Below are 14,727 nucleotides of genomic sequence, written 5' to 3' on the forward strand. Positions count from 1 at the left end.
GTGCAACTCCACTTGGTCGTGTAGGGGCTCAGGCTACGACACCTGGCCCGCTACGTTATAGGACTGTTGCACTTCGCGGGCGAATCCACCAGGTACGTATCACGTAGGTTCTGCCGTAAGTACTGAAATTCATCGTGTTGCAGCCCATGCTGGATCGCCTGCAACGCTTCCTGGTGTCGTCGCTGCGCGTTATAGATCCCGCTCAGGTTGTTGCAGCACATTGCGAAGGTATTTCCTTCCGCGTTGCTTGCAGGACTATCCTCCGGACGTGCGAGCAAGTGTTTGTAGAGATCGAAACACCGTTCGTACAGCGCAAGCTGCATGCCGGCGAGGTAGTCGGCATCGTTCGCATCAAGAGCGCCAGCCTGCCAGGTGCCCAGGGTGACGCCAGCACGGTAGTAGTTGCTGGGGTCTTCGTCGCGAAAATTCAGGGCCAGTTGCTGAGGACTCACACCCGCTGAAAGCGAAGTCATCTCGAACAGGCGAACCTGCAGATCCACTTGAGGCAGCAAGGCTTCAGATTGCTGATAGGCCGCGATGGCGCCTGCGTACTCGCTCATCCAATAGCAGGCGCTGCCCGCCAGGCGATGCGCGAGCGCATTGCCTGGCGCGATGGCGATGGCCGTTTGTGCCCAAGCCAAGGTGGTGCGCAGAACATCTGCGCGACTGGCAACAAATTGATCGCCGCAATCCAGGTAGATCAGGCACTGCATCAGCAGTGGCCACTCGCCGCCCTTTCCTCGCTCAGCGGCGTTGCTACACCGCTGGAACACGCTGGCGATTGTCGCCTCATCCAGATGGCGAAACACGGTGCTTCCGGACCAGCGTTTGCATAGCTGCGCATAATCGTCGCGCTGCAGTGCGTCCATCCCGGCCTGAATCAATGCATCCATGTCGACATCCTCGGCAGGGCAAGATGCAGGCGGCAGGAGATAACTTCGTCAAGCTCTTGGGAAAGGCATAACCGCCTGGAAACTACAGCGTCACCGAATCTCAATTTCACGGATCACTCCTCAACGTCGATGTGCGCAGGGCAGCGCACTGCGGGAATATTCAATGCTGTGCGGCACGTTGGCACCAAGCATCAAATGTCGCCCCGTATCGTGTGGTGGCCATTTGCACGATCTGCTCCCCAGTGCGAGGAATCGCTAGCCCGCGTGCGCGCACCCATGCCTGGAACTCGAAATTGACGAGGCTGCCTTCCACATCGTCCGTCTCTGCGTTGTACACCTCTACTTCGTCATTCCAACTGCCCGGGCGCAATTCGGAGTAGCCGATCGCCAACAACTGCAGGAACTGGTCGATATCACATGCCAATGCGGCATTTTCGCCTTCCGAACCCAGAAAAACGACAGGATAACCACCGTCAGGCGCCTGCCACACCGCGAACGCCGACCCATCAGGATTCTTACCGAATACACCTAGCAGGGCTGCCGCAGCCTCGCTCGCAGGCGTCACGGGACATGCAAACCATAGCGCCGTGCTAGCAGAGTCTTCAAATGCCAGGGAGAATGCGCCGCTCAAATCGTTGTCGTCCAGCATTCCGCCGTCGATTGCTGCAGCCAGCGCATGCAGGGCAGGCGGGATCGGGAGCAACGCGCCAAACGCTCTTATCAGGCGCTTGCGGTACGCGGGAATCAACCCCAGTGCACGCCAGTGATCGAGCGCGAACTCGTCGTCGGCGTCGGGAACAAAACCGTACTCCTGCAAGCGCCAATCAACCTGCTCCAGCTCTCGCTTGGCGAGATGGAAAACACGCACCGCCTTGTCAAGGCGCTCCCCGCCGATGAAGTTGAGCATCAGCAGCGCTGCGTCATCGTTATCGGGCTCGGCGTCGAGCTCGATACAGACGCTCTCAGAGCCGTCGACATTGGTTTGGATTTCGTAGAAGTAGCGTTCGCGACGCTCGTGGCCATCCGGCCCGGCCGGTGTGCGAGTGACTCGCAGCATCGCGGGCTTTGGCTTGCCATGCCATAGCGCACCGTCCTGCCTGAATGCGCAAAAGCATGTATCTGCCCATACCCCGCAGCGTTCGTCGCTGTAATAGTCGTCGTAGGGCTGTACCACCGACAATGCAAGCACGTCCCGCAGCATCTGCGGGGTGACCGCATTGCGCGCGTAGTCCTCTGTGCAGACCGCACGCAACATGCGGTTCCAGCCATGGAATGCAAGCGCTCGCGCAGCTTCCGGCGTGTCGGCTGTTATCAGATGCCAGGGAGCATCCTCTGTCATTTCCCGAAACTCGCATTTCATCGACCACGCCTGCTGCGCGGGCTTCCCGGTCAGGCGACCCAACAGCGGAGCTGGCTGCCGTTCGGCGTTGGCCGTCAGACACACTGCATAGTCAGGACTCTCGAAATAAGCCGCCCGCATCGCGCCATCGCTTTCAATCGATTGACCACCGGAGAGCGCGCGCAGAAACAGCCCCCGATCCCGAAATTTGAAGTGCGGATGCGCTTGTTCTCCGACAAGGGCGGGCATACGCGAATGATTCGCCAGCTGCAGCAGATTGCGTGGCGTGATGTCGCGATTCTGGAAAATAAAAGGGATGGCAAGCGTCGGATCCAGTACATCCGTGTTGAGCACAGAATTTCCATCGATCAGAAGCCTGACGACCTCCGTACGGATCAGCGGCACCTCGCAACGCAGCGGATCCTCGGCAAGACAACGAGGATCGAACCACTGCGCGCGCTCCACAGCATCCACCAGGTCCCAATCGCCACCATTCCAGGTACGCAATGCGCTGCAACCATTCCGCAATTGCGTTTGAGCATCCTGCGACGCGATGAAAAATGAGGCAGAAGTGGTGCCGGAAACGCTCAGGTTGCTGGATACGTGCTCTTGTATCGCATCATTGTTATCGACCCAGAGCAGGCCCGCGATTTCCAGGTTGCCGCTGACGTAGAGCGGTCGACCGGCGAGTACCGCGTTCTGGGCACGCAGGGTGCCCAGGACCACCAGGCCGGCGGGGCCATGCGTCGCTGTGATGGCGTCAGCGCTGACCCCAGTTTCTGCAATCCAGCCCTCCACCTGAAGATTGCCATCTACAACAATCAGCGCCGGCGACGGCATGCCTGCTTGTGCGTCGGTGTGCAGTTTGGAGAGGTCGCCAAGATTGAGGCTAGCCAGCGTGACATCGCCTTCGACATAGAGCACCGATAGCGACTTGGATGACAAGACCGGTAACTGTTTCAGCCAAGCAGCGCGGCATTCGTCGGGTAACCGGCTTGAAATGGTGTGAAACGTCACTCGCTGAAATTTCGGAGAAGCCACGGTTGTCCTCACATTAGGCCGCGCGCGCCGATGACGGCGAACGCAGCGCTGAACTCTTATTAGCGCTATCTAGCATATCAGCCTACTGGCAACTGAAACTCCGACGTGCCGGCCCGGACGATCCGGCGCTACTCGTCGAACAAAACGCCAAAATATTTGCGTTGCCGGGCGCGTGGATCCATCAATGTCAGATAGTTCGCTGCAAACGCACAATTTTCGTCTGAGACAGTGGAGTCACTCGTGAAGTGCAAGGGTATCGTAGTTGAAAAATACCTCGGCTGGGGTGAGATAACCCAATCGTTTTCTGGGCCGTTTGTTGAGTGCATATTCAACCTTCTGCAGCTCTTGCGCGGTGATCGTGCTGTAGTCGCGACTGCGCGGAAAATACTGCCGGAGCAGCCCGTTGAGATACTCGTTGCAACTGCGCTGCCACGGCGCATGGGGCATCCGTACTCGTACTGGGGGGCTGACGCCCCCATTTTTGCCTCCGATCAGCCTGCATTTCAATGGATCAGGGCGGACCCATGCGGACCTGCAGACAACAAAAAACCCCCGATTTCTCGGGGGGTTTTTTGAACTTTCTAGGATGTCCCCGGAAGGTTCATCTGGTGCGCCCGGAGGGATTCGAACCCCCGACCAATGGCTTCGGAAGCCACTACTCTATCCGGCTGAGCTACGAGCGCCTGGCCGCGTAGTATGCCAGAACCGACGCCTGCGCGAGACGGCTCTGCTGCACCGGCGGATTCGACACACGCAGACCTGCAGCCTGTGCATGCTGCCCAGCGCAGCGGCCAACGCGGCGCCCGGGGGTGGGATGGGCCGGCCAACCTGCGCGCGCTTGTGCGCACCTGGGCCGCGCAGGCCCTGCCCGCCGGCATCGCCCGCATGACCGCGACCAGGCGCGCTGCTACCCTTTGCGGCATGAACGAGCATGGCGTGGAACCGGCACCTGCGGCGTCGGCACTTGGGTGGCCCGAACGGCTGGCGCAATACTGGAAGCTGGTGCGCGGCGATCGGCCGATCGGCAGCCTGTTGCTGCTCTGGCCGACGTGGTGGGCCCTGTGGCTGGCGGCCGATGGCCTGCCGCCGCCATGGACGCTGTTCGTGTTCACCGCCGGGGTGTGGCTGACCCGCTCGGCCGGCTGCGTCATCAACGACTACGCCGACCGCTGGCTGGACCCGCACGTGGAGCGCACCAAGTCGCGCCCGCTGGCCACCGGCGCGGTGTCCGGGCGCGAAGCGCTGTGGGTGTTCGTGGTGCTGATGCTGGTGGCCTTTGCACTTGTGCTCAGCCTCAACTGGCTGACGGTGGCACTGAGCGTGCCGGGCGTGTTGCTGGCCGCCAGCTACCCGTATCTCAAACGCCATACCCACCTGCCGCAGGTCTACCTGGGCATGGCCTTCGGCTGGGGCATCCCGATGGGCTTTGCCGCCGTGCAGGGCAGCGTGCCGCTGCTGGGCTGGCTGCTGTACGCGGCCAACATCCTGTGGGCCACCGCCTACGACACCTGGTACGCCATGGTCGACCGCGACGACGACCTGCGCATGGGCAGCAAGTCCACCGCCATCCTGTTCGGCCGCTACGACCTGCTTGCCCAGGGCGCGCTGTATGCGCTGATGTTTGCCACCCTGGCCGCGGTCGGCCTGCGTGCCGACCTCGGTGCTGCGTACTGGGCAGGCCTGGGGGCGGCAGCGCTGCTGGTGGCCTACGAATTCCGCATCGCCCGCCACCGCGAACGTGGCCCCTGCTTCCGCGCCTTCCTGCACAACAACTGGGTCGGCCTGGTGATCTTCGTCGGCATCGCGGGGGCGGTGGCTGGGCGCTGAGAATCGGGAATCGGGAATCGGGAATTGCGGACTGCGGACTGCGGACTGCGGAGTCGGTGTCGGTGTCGTAACGCCTGGCACGGCTGCGCCATCCGGCGACAGCCCCCCACCCTATCAAAGGCAACGGGCTGACAGGCCCGCCCTCACGGCACCCGCGCGCACACCCAGGCGTCCACCCGCTGTACGCCGGCCCGGCGCAAGGCCTGCGCGGCGGCGTGCAAGGTCGCTCCGGTGGTCATCACATCGTCCACCAGCGCCACATGCGCCGGTAGCGGGCCACGCGCCACAAAGGCGTCGCGCAGGTTGCGCTGGCGCTCGGCGGCATCCAGCTCCGATTGCGGCGCGGTAGCACGCACACGCCGCAGCAATGGCAGGCACGGCAACTGCAATGCGCGGCCCAGTGGCCTGGCCAGCTCCAGCGCCTGGTCGTAGCCCCGCTGACGCAGGCGTTGCCGGTGCAGGCTCACCGGCACCAGTGCCTGCGGCCGTGGCAACTGGGCGCAGCGCCTGGCCATCAGCTCGCTCAGCAGGCGACCGGCCGCCAGGTCCTGGTGGAACTTGAAGCGGCGCAGCAGGCCATCCACCGGCCAGCGATAGGTAAAGCAGGCATGCACGCGCTGCAGCGGTGGCAGCTGCTGCAGGCACTGCCCGCACAGCGCCACACTATCGGATGCGAACAATGGCGTGGCGCAGCACAGGCAGGCATGGCCGTGCTCCGGCAGGGCGGCGCGGCAGGAGGGGCATAGATCGCAATCGGCCATGCCCGCTTCCGCGCACACCAGGCAAAGGCTCGGCAGCAACAGCCGCAGCACCCGCTGCGGCCACCTGTAAACCGAACCCACTGCAGTGAAGTTGACAGTCTCTTCCATGCTCACCAGACTGCCTGGCTTTCAAGCCGCTGACTGTCAGGAAACCCCGATGTCTGTTGTCGTACGCCATGACTGGGATCGCAAAGACGTGCAGGCGCTGTTCGAGCTGCCGTTCCCCGAGTTGCTGCATCACGCGGCCAGTGTGCACCGCGCACATTTCGATCCCGCTGAAGTGCAGGTCTCCACGCTGCTATCGGTCAAGACCGGCGGCTGCCCGGAAGATTGCGCGTACTGCCCGCAGGCACAGCGCTACGACACCGGCGTGAGCGCGCAAAAACTGATGGAGACCGACGACGTCGTCGCCAAGGCGCGCCAGGCCAAGGCCGCCGGCGCCTCGCGTTTCTGCATGGGCGCGGCATGGCGCTCGCCCAAGGAGCGCGACATCCCCAAGGTGGCGGCGATGATCCGCGAGGTCAAGGCGCTGGGGCTGGAAACCTGCGCCACGCTGGGCATGCTCGACGCCGGCCAGGCGCGTGCGCTCAAGGACGCCGGGCTGGACTACTACAACCACAATCTGGACACCGCGCCGGATTACTACGATTCCATCATCCACACCCGCCAGTACCAGGACCGCCTGAACACCCTGGAGCATGTGCGCGATGCGGGCCTGAAGACCTGTTGCGGCGGCATCGTCGGCATGGGCGAAACCCGCGAGCACCGCATCGGCCTGCTGCTGGCCCTGGCCACCTTGCCCGCGCATCCGGACTCGGTGCCGATCAACCAGCTGGTGCAGGTGCCCGGAACCCCGCTGCACGGTACCCAGCAGCTGGATCCGTTCGAGTTCGTGCGCATGATCGCCGTCGCCCGCATCACCATGCCCAAATCGATGGTGCGCCTGTCCGCAGGCCGCGAAGCGATGAGCGACGAGTTGCAGGCGCTGTGTTTCCTTGCCGGTGCGAACTCGATCTTCTACGGCGAAAAACTGCTCACCACCGGCAACCCGGACACCGAACGCGACCAGGCGCTGTTCCAGCGCCTGGGCCTGCGCCCGATGCAGGTCACCGTCGATGCCGCCGACCACGACCACCCCGGCACCGTGCATGCTGACATCACCTGCGGGGCGGCATGCGGGCACGCGGCGTAACGACGGGTCTTCCTCGCTGCAGAACTCATGCTGCTGCGCGCGATCGCCTGGCTCCAGGCGATTGCGCACACCGGCAACGCCCGCACCGGCCGTCGGCATCCGCTGGGCGATGCAAGCGCGGCACGCTACGCTGGCGGCCCTTTCCGTGACCGACTGCTCATGACTCGCCCCGATCTGCACGAACGGATTTCATCACTGCGCACGGTGCGCGTGGCCCAGGAGCGGGTACGGGTGCGGCGGCTGGTCGGCCGCCGCGACGGGGTGCGGCTGGAAATCGATGGCCGCTGGCTGACCGGCTTCTGCTCCAACGACTATCTGGGCCTGTCGCAGCAATTCGAAGTGGTGGCCGCACTGCAGGACGCCGCCGCGCGCGATGGTGCCGGCGCCGGCGCCGCGCACCTGATCTGCGGCCACCACACCGCGCACGAGACGCTGGAACGCGAGATCGCCGACTGGCTGGGCTATCCGTCGGCCTTGCTGTTCGGCAGCGGCTTCGCCGCCAACCTGGCCGTGCAGCAGGCCCTGCTCAGCGAAGAAGACGATGTGTGCGTGCAAGACCGACTCAATCACGCCAGCCTGCTCGATGGCACGCGCCTGGCCGGCTGCCGGCTGCGGCGCTATCCGCACCTGGACGTGGAAGGCGCAATGCGCCAGCTCAAGGGTGCACCCGAGGGTGCGGCGATGCTGGCCAGCGACGGCGTCTTCAGCATGGATGGCGACGTGGCGCCGTTGCGCGCGTTGAGCCTGGTGGCGCGCATGCAGCAGGCGCTGTTCTATGTCGACGATGCGCACGGCGTGGGCGTGCTCGGCCCACAGGGGCGCGGCTGCGTGGCCGATGCCGGGCTGGGCGTGGCTGAAGTGCCCTTGCAGTTGGTGACCCTGGGCAAGGCGCTGGGCGGTTATGGCGCGGTGGTGGTCGGCGAGGAAGCGCTGGTGCGCCATCTGGCCGAAACCGCGCGCCCCTATATCTACACCACCGCCCTGCCGCCAGCGCAGGTGGCCGCCACGCTGGCCGCGGTGCGCCTGGCACGCCGCGACGACTGGCGCCGCGCGCGCCTGGTCGACCTGATCGGCACCTTCCGCGACGGGGCGCGCCGGCATGGTTTCGAACTGATGGCCTCCGATACGCCGATCCAGCCCCTGCTATGCAGCGAAGAGGCCACGGTGATGGCGATGTCGGCCGCGCTCGAACAGGCCGGCTTCATGGTCGGTGCGATCCGCCCACCCACCGTGCCCGAAGGCAAGGCGCGCCTGCGCGTGACCTTGTCGGCGTTGCACACTCCGCAACAGGTGCAGGCGCTGATCGAAGCCATCGTGCAGGCACGCGATGTGGTCAGCCGGCAACCGCTGCGCATCTCTGCCTGAGCGCGTGCAACACCACACCGGCGCAGCGCAGCGCCTGGGAGGCGTTGTCATTGCTGTATCTGGGCAGCGCCTGCGCGGGCGCTCACGACCACATCGCCCAGGCATTGGCCGCCTCACCCTTCACGCTGCTACAGTTGCGCACGATGTTGCTGCATGAGGTGCATCCGGTGTTGATCGGCAATCTGCGCAGCGTGGCGGGTGTGTGGGATGGATTCGAGTCGCAGTGGCTGGCCGCGGCGATCACCGCGCGCCGTGCACGGCGCTGGCGATGGCCCGACCGCTGGTGCTGGCGTGGTGACGCGCGCACGCAGTGGGCCGTGCTCGCACCGAAGATCCAGGCGCTGCGCGCGATCGATACGCGCTGATCTGGGCAGGCTGCACCGAAGACCATCCACTGCCCACCGATCGGCGACAATGCGCACATGCATATCGATGTCATCGGCCAAGGGCCTGCGCTGGTTCTTCTGCACGGTTGGGCGCTGCACGGCGGGGTGTTCGCACCGCTGGTGGAGCGGCTGTCGCCGCACTTTCAATTGCATCTGGTGGATCTTCCCGGGCACGGCTTCAGCCGTGCAGACAGCACGCCGCTGGCGCTGCCCGACGTGGTGGCCGGGATCGCCGCCGCCACGCCACCGGCGGTGTGGCTGGGCTGGTCGCTGGGTGGGCTGTTCGCGCTGCAGGCGGCCGCCACGCTGCCGCAGGTCCGCGCGTTGGCGATGATCGCCGCCACGCCCCGCTTCGTGCGCGGCAGCGATTGGCCGGACGCGGTCGAACGCGAGGTCTTCGTGCAGTTCGGCCAGGATCTTGCACGCGATTATCGCGGCACGCTGGAACGGTTTCTGGCACTGGATACGTTGGGCTCGGCGCATGCGCGCGCCGAGTTGCGCAGCCTGCGCGAGACGCTGACCGCGCGCGGCGAGCCGGCGGCCGAGGCATTGCAGCAGGGTCTGCAGCTGCTGGAGCGCACCGACCTGCGCCGCGCGCTGCCGCAGCTGACCCGCCCCAGCCTATGGATCGGCGGCCAGCGCGACCGGCTGGTGCCGGCGGCCGGCATGCAGGCCGCCGCCGCACGCACGCCGCAGGCCCAGACGCTGACCATCACCGGCGGCGGTCACGCACCGTTCCTGGGCCATGCCGACCAGGTTGCCGACGCACTGCAACGCTTCGTTGCGTCCTTGGCCTGAGCAGATCGCCGATCCTGCGGCGCGGCGCACACACGCAGCACTGTGCAGGTGCACCCGTTCACCGATGGGATAGGAGTAACCCGCCCACATCGATTCCCTCTGCCGCGGCCACAGGCGACAATAGCGGCGCAATGAACAGTACCTTCGATCCCCGTCATGTCCGCCGCGCCTTCGCGCGCGCCGCCAGCAGTTATGCCGCCGCCGCCGCGCTGCAGCGCGAAGTGGAAACCCGCCTGCTCGAATCGCTGGATTACCTGGGCGACCAGGTGCCCAACGTGGTGCTGGATGTGGGCGCCGGCCCCGGCCATGCCAGCAGCAGCATCAAGAAGCGCTGGCCCAAGGCCCAGGTGATTGCGCTCGACCAGGCCATGCCGATGCTGCGCCACGCGCGCAAGGCCGCTGGTTGGTGGAAGCCGTTCGCGCAGGTCTGCGCCGATGCCCGTGCACTGCCAGTGGCCGATGGCAGCGTGGATGTGATCTTCAGCAACCTGTGTCTGCAGTGGGTGGAAGACCTGCCGGCGGTGTTCGCCGGATTCCGTCGTGCGCTACGCCCGGGTGGGCTGCTGCTGTGCTCCACCTTCGGCCCGGATACCTTGATCGAATTGCGCGAAGCCTTCGCCCAGGCCGACACCGCCCCGCACGTCAGCCGCTTCCCGCCGATTGCGCAATTCGGCGATGCCTTGATGTTGTCCGGCTTTCGCGACCCGGTGCTGGACCGCGACCTGTTCACCCTTACCTACAACGACCTGCCCGCGCTGATGCGCGAGTTGCGCGCAATGGGCGCGACCAATGCGCTCAGCAACCGCCGCGCCACCCTCACCGGACGCGGCCGCTTCGCTGCCGCCAGTGCTGCCTACGAGCCACTGCGCCGGCCAGACGGCACCCTGCCCAGCTCCTGGGAAGTGATCTATGCGCAGGCCTGGGCCCCGGCGGCGGGCGCACCCATCCGCGAACGCGGCCAGGACATCGCCAGTGTCCCGGTCGCTTCCATCCCGATCCGCCGCCGCAGCGAATAACCGCGGCCTTGCACCACCGGCAGCCTTCCGCGCCGGTGACACACAGCATTGCGTTGGTGCCGCCCTGCGTCGCGCGGGGGCGATCGCACCACCCGGTATGATTCATTAATCAACGATGTGCGCTGCGCGTCCAATCCGCCGCTCCCCCATCGCGGCTCCCGCTTCCAATTGGCTCCCCATGTTGAAATGGCTTCTCATTGCGCTGTTCATCGCATCGGCGTTGTACATCCATTATCGCGGTCGCGTGCGGCACCGGCTCAGCCGGCAGCTGCTGGACCATTCCACCTTCATGGCGCCGATCAACGCGCTGATGTATCTGTGTTCACGGGTGCCGACCACGCCCTTCGTCGACCCCGGCAGGGAATTTCCGGAGCTGAGCCCGCTGCGCGCGAACTGGCCGGCGATCCGCGATGAAGCGGTGGCGCTGCAGCAGATGCAGAAGATCCGCGCCGCCGACGGCTACACCGACATCGGCTTCAATTCGTTCTTCCGCCGCGGCTGGAAGCGCTTCTACCTGAAGTGGTACGGCACCGCGCACCCGTCGGCGGCCGAGCTGTGCCCGCAGACCACCGCCTTGCTCAAATCCATCCCTGCGGTGAAGGCGGCGATGTTTGCCGAACTGCCGCCCGGCAGCGAACTGCGCCCGCATCGCGACCCGTTCGCCGGCTCGATGCGCTTGCACCTGGGCCTGGCCACGCCCAACGACGAGCGCTGTTTCATCGACGTGGACGGGCAGCGCCACAGCTGGCGCGATGGCGAGTGGACCATGTTCGACGAGACCTACATCCACTATGCGCGCAACGATACCGACCAGGATCGCATCATCCTGTTCTGCGATATCGAGCGGCCGATGCGCTGGCGCTGGGCAGCGGCGGTGAACCGCTTCGTCGGCCGCAGCCTGCTCTCGGCCGGTGCCTCGCCCAACCAGGAAGGCGACAAGACCGGCGGCATCAACCGCGTGTTCCGCTACTTCTACGCCGCGCGGCTGAAGGCCAAGGCGCTGAAGCAACGCAACAACCCGCTGTACCAGGTGCTCAAGTGGAGCATCTTCGTGCTGGTGGTGATCGGCATCGTACGGCTGTAACCCCGTAGGAGCGCACCCGGGCGCGACAGGCCTTACCGATACCGCCTTATTGCGCGCCCACTCCTGTCCCGCCCTCCCACCCATGCCGCCGGGCATTGGCAGGCCACGCCCTCAGCGCGACACCTGCGCGATCCATTCCTGCAGGTTGTAGTAGTTGGTGACCCGGACGATGCTGTTCTTGCGGATTTCGAAGAAGGCACCGCCCGGCAGGACATAGGTCTGCCCGCGGGCATCGGGCAAGCCTTCGTCGGTGCTGTGGTAGACCCCGTGCACCACGTATTCGGCGCCGACGCGCGTGCCATCTTCGTTGGCGGTCACCACGATCTCGTGCAATTGCTCGTGGTAACTGTCGTGCATGCGCTTCAGGAAGACCGCGAAATCCGCCCGGCCAATCTCACGCGGCCCCTGATTGAGGTCGTGGGCGACATCTTCGCTCAGCAGCGCCAGCATGCCGCCCCAATCGCTACGGTTGAAGGCCGCGTAATAGGCCTGGACCAGGCCGGTGGCGCGTTGTCGTTCGCTCTGAGGCATGCTCGAACCTGCCGCTGGGAAAGTCCGCATCATAGAGGGCTAGGCTCCCTGTGCCACCAGATCGCGATGGAAGTAGTAGACCTCCTGCAGCAGGAAACGCCAGCTGGTGTGGACGCTGCGGAAGCGCGTACTGGGCGTGGACGAGGCCAAGGCATCCACGCCCAGCTCCCGGCTCAGCCGCAGCGCGCGCGCCATGTGCAGCGGGTCGCTGACGATGATCGCCCGATGCAGGCCATGCCGCGCCATCAGCGCGTGCGCCTGCTCCAGGTTCTGGCGGGTGGTGCGCGAGCGGGTTTCGATCATGATCGCGTCCGACGGCACGCCATGCCGCAGTGCGTAACGCCGTGCCACCTGCGACTCGGCAAAGCGTGCGCCATTGCCGAAGCCGCCGGTAAACAGCAGGTACGGCGCATAGCCTTGCGCGTACAGGTCCAGGGCATGCCGGATCCGCTCTTCGAACACTGGCGACGGACGCGCGTCGTAGGCAGCCGCGCCCAGCACGATGATGACATCGGCCGGCGCAGCCTGATTGCGGTCGCCCACCCAGACGATCCAGCCCGCCACCCCCGCCAGCCAGATCAGCGCCAGCATGCACAACCGCCAGCCCCATCCCCACAGCCCCGGCCCACGCGAGCGCCTGCTCACGCCATCGCCCATGGCAGCGCGTCCAGATCCACATTGCCGCCGGACAGCACCAGCCCCACCCTGCGCCCGGCAAACCGGGCGGGGTCGGCCAGCACTGCCGCCAGCGTGATCGCCGAAGATGGCTCCACCACTTGCTTGAGTATCTGCCACAGCAAGCGCATCGCCTGCACCACCGCCGCATCGTCCACGGTCAGCACCTGCGCCCCGGCGGCCCGCAGCAGCGCGAAGTTCGGCGCGCCCAAGGTGCCGCGCAGGCCATCGCAAAGGGTGTCGGGAACGAAATCGACCAGGTGCTGCCCGGCGGCCAGCGAACGCGCAGTGTCGGCCGCCCCGTCCGGCTCGGCCAGCACCAGCGCGCAGCCTGGCGCCGACTGCAGTGCCAGCGCCGCCCCGGCCGCGAGCCCACCACCGCCGACCGGCACCACCAGCACGTCCAGCCCGCCACTTTGATGCAGCAGTTCCAGCGTGGCGGTGCCCTGCCCGGCGATCACCGCTGGATCGGCATAGGGATGCACCAGGGTCGCCCCCGTGGTGGCCTGGACCTGCGCGCACAACTGCTCGCGCGCGGCGATGGTCGGCGCACAGCGCCACAACGCGGCCCCGTGACGGGAGATATTGGCCAGCTTGGCGGCCACAGCGCCCTCGGGCACCACGACATGACAGCCGATCCCACGCGTGCGGGCGGCCAGTGCCAGCGCCGCGCCATGATTGCCGGACGAATGGGTGACCACACCTCGCGCGGCCTGCGCCGGCGACAGCCCCCACACCGCATTGCAGGCACCACGGAATTTGAACGCGCCACTGCGCTGCAGGTGTTCGGCCTTGAAGAACAGCTGCGCACCGCTCAGTGTGTCCAGGCTGTGCGAGGTCAGCACCGGTGTCGGTGCGCAATGCGGCGCGATGCGCGCGGCTGCTTGCAGGACATCGTGGTGGGCGGGAGGGGCCGTTTCGAGCATGCCGCAAGATTAACGTATCGTCCCGTTCTTCACGGCTCGCACCCAGGCCGTCCCAGCATGCTGGACGGGTCAGGAACCGCACCCTGGCTGCCAAGTTAAGGCCCGATTCAAAGCGGCGGTTCGAAAGTGGCAACATGGTTGCAGGAGGGCACCATCGATGAAATTCCGTCTGATCTTCGCCGCCGGGCTACTCGCCCTGAGCGGCTGCGCAACCTACGACTACACCGGCGCCGGGGCGGGCGGCTATTACCGCGGCGCCCCGGCGGTGCAGTATCGCTATCCGCCGGGATATTCGCCGTTCTACTACGGTAATCCGTATGGGCCTTACGGCGGGGGTGGGTTCGGCCTCTACAACTACCCGGTCTACCCGATCTATCGCGGTGGCGGCTACTACTATCGGCCCTACGATCGTCGCCCGCAGTATCGGCCGCCACGCCCGCAGGGTGGCTTCAGCGGGCCGCGACCGAGCGGTCCCCGGCCACCCTCCAGTGCACCGTCAACGCGCCCGCCGCCCAGGATCGGCGCGCCGCCGCGGGTGATTCGGGAAATCCAGCGGCAGATGCCGCGCCAGCCGGTTCCATGACTTGCTGACTGCGACGTGCCCCACAAATGAGAGTGATGGGGCTTGCGTTCAGCCCGCTCTTGGTCGCAAGCTAGCTGTTCGGTGTGACCCGCCGCGTCATGTTGTGACCTGAGCCCGCCGCACAAGCCAGTTTATGTCGATGTCCGACAGGGAAATCTGGATCCCCCCTGTTCCGGCCCTGTCGGATATCGGCGCCTTCAACGCATAAAGCCCCGGCATGCCGCAATGCCAGTCAGTTAAGCCCCGAGGGGAGCTGATCCAGTAAAAAGGGAACGTGTTCAACACGTTCCCTTTTTTGCTTGATGAGCCT

The 14,727-nt window shown here is 65.7% G+C and carries 14 protein-coding genes, 1 tRNA gene and 2 pseudogenes; 8 read left to right on the forward strand and 9 right to left on the reverse strand.

Translation table 11 applies throughout. From position 1 onward, the window contains the following. Positions 1-50: 50 nt before the first annotated feature. The 4 genes and pseudogenes from XcuCFBP2542_RS17750 to XcuCFBP2542_RS17770 all read right to left on the reverse strand — a co-directional run bounded on the left by XcuCFBP2542_RS17750 (position 51) and on the right by XcuCFBP2542_RS17770 (position 3,956). Positions 51-893: a tetratricopeptide repeat protein gene (locus XcuCFBP2542_RS17750; protein ID WP_104605433.1), complete on the reverse strand. Its 843-nt coding sequence runs from the start codon at positions 891-893 to the stop codon at positions 51-53. 160 nt (positions 894-1,053) lie between these two features. Continuing rightward, positions 1,054-3,273: a hypothetical protein gene (locus XcuCFBP2542_RS19430; protein WP_146090356.1), complete on the reverse strand. Its 2,220-nt coding sequence runs from the start codon at positions 3,271-3,273 to the stop codon at positions 1,054-1,056. Positions 3,274-3,507: 234 nt separating this feature from the next. Next, positions 3,508-3,717: pseudogene (locus XcuCFBP2542_RS19435) on the reverse strand (transposase); the annotation flags it as partial. A 162-nt stretch (positions 3,718-3,879) separates the two neighbouring features. Then, positions 3,880-3,956 (reverse strand) — tRNA-Arg (locus tag XcuCFBP2542_RS17770). A 238-nt stretch (positions 3,957-4,194) separates the two neighbouring features. On the opposite strand from XcuCFBP2542_RS17770, the gene ubiA reads away from it, so the two are divergent. After that, complete coding sequence (ubiA, locus tag XcuCFBP2542_RS17775; protein ID WP_104605459.1) at positions 4,195-5,100, forward strand: 4-hydroxybenzoate octaprenyltransferase; 906 nt, start codon at positions 4,195-4,197, stop codon at positions 5,098-5,100. A 143-nt stretch (positions 5,101-5,243) separates the two neighbouring features. Here the strand turns inward: ubiA and XcuCFBP2542_RS17780 are convergent, their stop codons facing one another. Beyond that, on the reverse strand, positions 5,244-5,969 hold the full coding sequence (locus XcuCFBP2542_RS17780; protein WP_208800437.1) for a ComF family protein: 726 nt from the start codon (positions 5,967-5,969) through the stop codon (positions 5,244-5,246). A gap of 49 nt (positions 5,970-6,018) precedes the next feature. Between XcuCFBP2542_RS17780 and bioB the strand changes: the two genes are divergently transcribed. From bioB to lpxO, 6 genes are all read left to right on the forward strand, one after another. Further along, positions 6,019-7,053, forward strand: a complete 1,035-nt coding sequence (gene bioB, locus XcuCFBP2542_RS17785; protein WP_104605443.1) for a biotin synthase BioB — start codon at positions 6,019-6,021, stop codon at positions 7,051-7,053. A gap of 159 nt (positions 7,054-7,212) precedes the next feature. Next, complete coding sequence (bioF, locus tag XcuCFBP2542_RS17790) at positions 7,213-8,418, forward strand: 8-amino-7-oxononanoate synthase (protein WP_104605461.1); 1,206 nt, start codon at positions 7,213-7,215, stop codon at positions 8,416-8,418. Continuing rightward, positions 8,415-8,783 (forward strand): DUF7079 family protein, encoded by a 369-nt coding sequence (locus XcuCFBP2542_RS17795; RefSeq protein ID WP_104605463.1) that lies wholly within the window; start codon positions 8,415-8,417, stop codon positions 8,781-8,783. Before bioF ends, XcuCFBP2542_RS17795 begins: the two co-directional genes overlap by 4 nt. A gap of 57 nt (positions 8,784-8,840) precedes the next feature. Next, on the forward strand, positions 8,841-9,602 hold the full coding sequence (gene bioH, locus XcuCFBP2542_RS17800; protein WP_104605445.1) for a pimeloyl-ACP methyl ester esterase BioH: 762 nt from the start codon (positions 8,841-8,843) through the stop codon (positions 9,600-9,602). 131 nt (positions 9,603-9,733) lie between these two features. Further along, on the forward strand, positions 9,734-10,618 hold the full coding sequence (bioC, locus tag XcuCFBP2542_RS17805) for a malonyl-ACP O-methyltransferase BioC (protein ID WP_104605447.1): 885 nt from the start codon (positions 9,734-9,736) through the stop codon (positions 10,616-10,618). 178 nt (positions 10,619-10,796) lie between these two features. Continuing rightward, entirely contained in the window at positions 10,797-11,702 is a 906-nt protein-coding gene (lpxO, locus tag XcuCFBP2542_RS17810) for a lipid A hydroxylase LpxO (RefSeq protein ID WP_104605449.1), read from the forward strand. Between the two features lie 111 nt (positions 11,703-11,813). Here lpxO and XcuCFBP2542_RS17815 read toward each other — a convergent pair whose 3' ends face one another. Genes XcuCFBP2542_RS17815 through XcuCFBP2542_RS17825 form a run of 3 tightly spaced genes read right to left on the reverse strand, consistent with a single transcriptional unit; the run spans position 11,814 to position 13,834 of the window. Next, positions 11,814-12,233, reverse strand: a complete 420-nt coding sequence (locus XcuCFBP2542_RS17815) for a ketosteroid isomerase-related protein (protein WP_104605451.1) — start codon at positions 12,231-12,233, stop codon at positions 11,814-11,816. 39 nt (positions 12,234-12,272) lie between these two features. After that, a complete protein-coding gene (locus XcuCFBP2542_RS17820; RefSeq protein ID WP_104605453.1) occupies positions 12,273-12,890 on the reverse strand; it encodes a YdcF family protein in 618 nt (205 codons plus the stop codon). After that, complete coding sequence (locus tag XcuCFBP2542_RS17825) at positions 12,875-13,834, reverse strand: pyridoxal-phosphate dependent enzyme (protein ID WP_104605455.1); 960 nt, start codon at positions 13,832-13,834, stop codon at positions 12,875-12,877. Before XcuCFBP2542_RS17825 ends, XcuCFBP2542_RS17820 begins: the two co-directional genes overlap by 16 nt. Before the next feature lie 157 nt (positions 13,835-13,991). On the opposite strand from XcuCFBP2542_RS17825, the gene XcuCFBP2542_RS17830 reads away from it, so the two are divergent. After that, on the forward strand, positions 13,992-14,417 hold the full coding sequence (locus XcuCFBP2542_RS17830; protein ID WP_104605457.1) for a hypothetical protein: 426 nt from the start codon (positions 13,992-13,994) through the stop codon (positions 14,415-14,417). Between the two features lie 96 nt (positions 14,418-14,513). Here XcuCFBP2542_RS17830 and XcuCFBP2542_RS19855 read toward each other — a convergent pair. Continuing rightward, a pseudogene (locus XcuCFBP2542_RS19855) lies at positions 14,514-14,727 on the reverse strand (hypothetical protein); the annotation flags it as partial.

Source organism: Xanthomonas cucurbitae, assembly GCF_002939885.1.
In the GTDB taxonomy this organism is placed as follows: domain Bacteria; phylum Pseudomonadota; class Gammaproteobacteria; order Xanthomonadales; family Xanthomonadaceae; genus Xanthomonas; species Xanthomonas cucurbitae.

Coding starts and splice junctions, on each gene's coding strand:
- XcuCFBP2542_RS17750 (WP_104605433.1), bottom strand. CDS start 893: ATGGATGCATTGATTCAGGCCGGGATGGACGCACTGCAGCGCGACGAT.
- ubiA (WP_104605459.1), top strand. CDS start 4,195: ATGAACGAGCATGGCGTGGAACCGGCACCTGCGGCGTCGGCACTTGGG.
- XcuCFBP2542_RS17780 (WP_208800437.1), bottom strand. CDS start 5,969: ATGGAAGAGACTGTCAACTTCACTGCAGTGGGTTCGGTTTACAGGTGG.
- bioB (WP_104605443.1), top strand. CDS start 6,019: ATGTCTGTTGTCGTACGCCATGACTGGGATCGCAAAGACGTGCAGGCG.
- bioF (WP_104605461.1), top strand. CDS start 7,213: ATGACTCGCCCCGATCTGCACGAACGGATTTCATCACTGCGCACGGTG.
- bioH (WP_104605445.1), top strand. CDS start 8,841: ATGCATATCGATGTCATCGGCCAAGGGCCTGCGCTGGTTCTTCTGCAC.
- bioC (WP_104605447.1), top strand. CDS start 9,734: ATGAACAGTACCTTCGATCCCCGTCATGTCCGCCGCGCCTTCGCGCGC.
- lpxO (WP_104605449.1), top strand. CDS start 10,797: ATGTTGAAATGGCTTCTCATTGCGCTGTTCATCGCATCGGCGTTGTAC.
- XcuCFBP2542_RS17815 (WP_104605451.1), bottom strand. CDS start 12,233: ATGCCTCAGAGCGAACGACAACGCGCCACCGGCCTGGTCCAGGCCTAT.
- XcuCFBP2542_RS17820 (WP_104605453.1), bottom strand. CDS start 12,890: ATGGGCGATGGCGTGAGCAGGCGCTCGCGTGGGCCGGGGCTGTGGGGA.
- XcuCFBP2542_RS17825 (WP_104605455.1), bottom strand. CDS start 13,834: ATGCTCGAAACGGCCCCTCCCGCCCACCACGATGTCCTGCAAGCAGCC.
- XcuCFBP2542_RS17830 (WP_104605457.1), top strand. CDS start 13,992: ATGAAATTCCGTCTGATCTTCGCCGCCGGGCTACTCGCCCTGAGCGGC.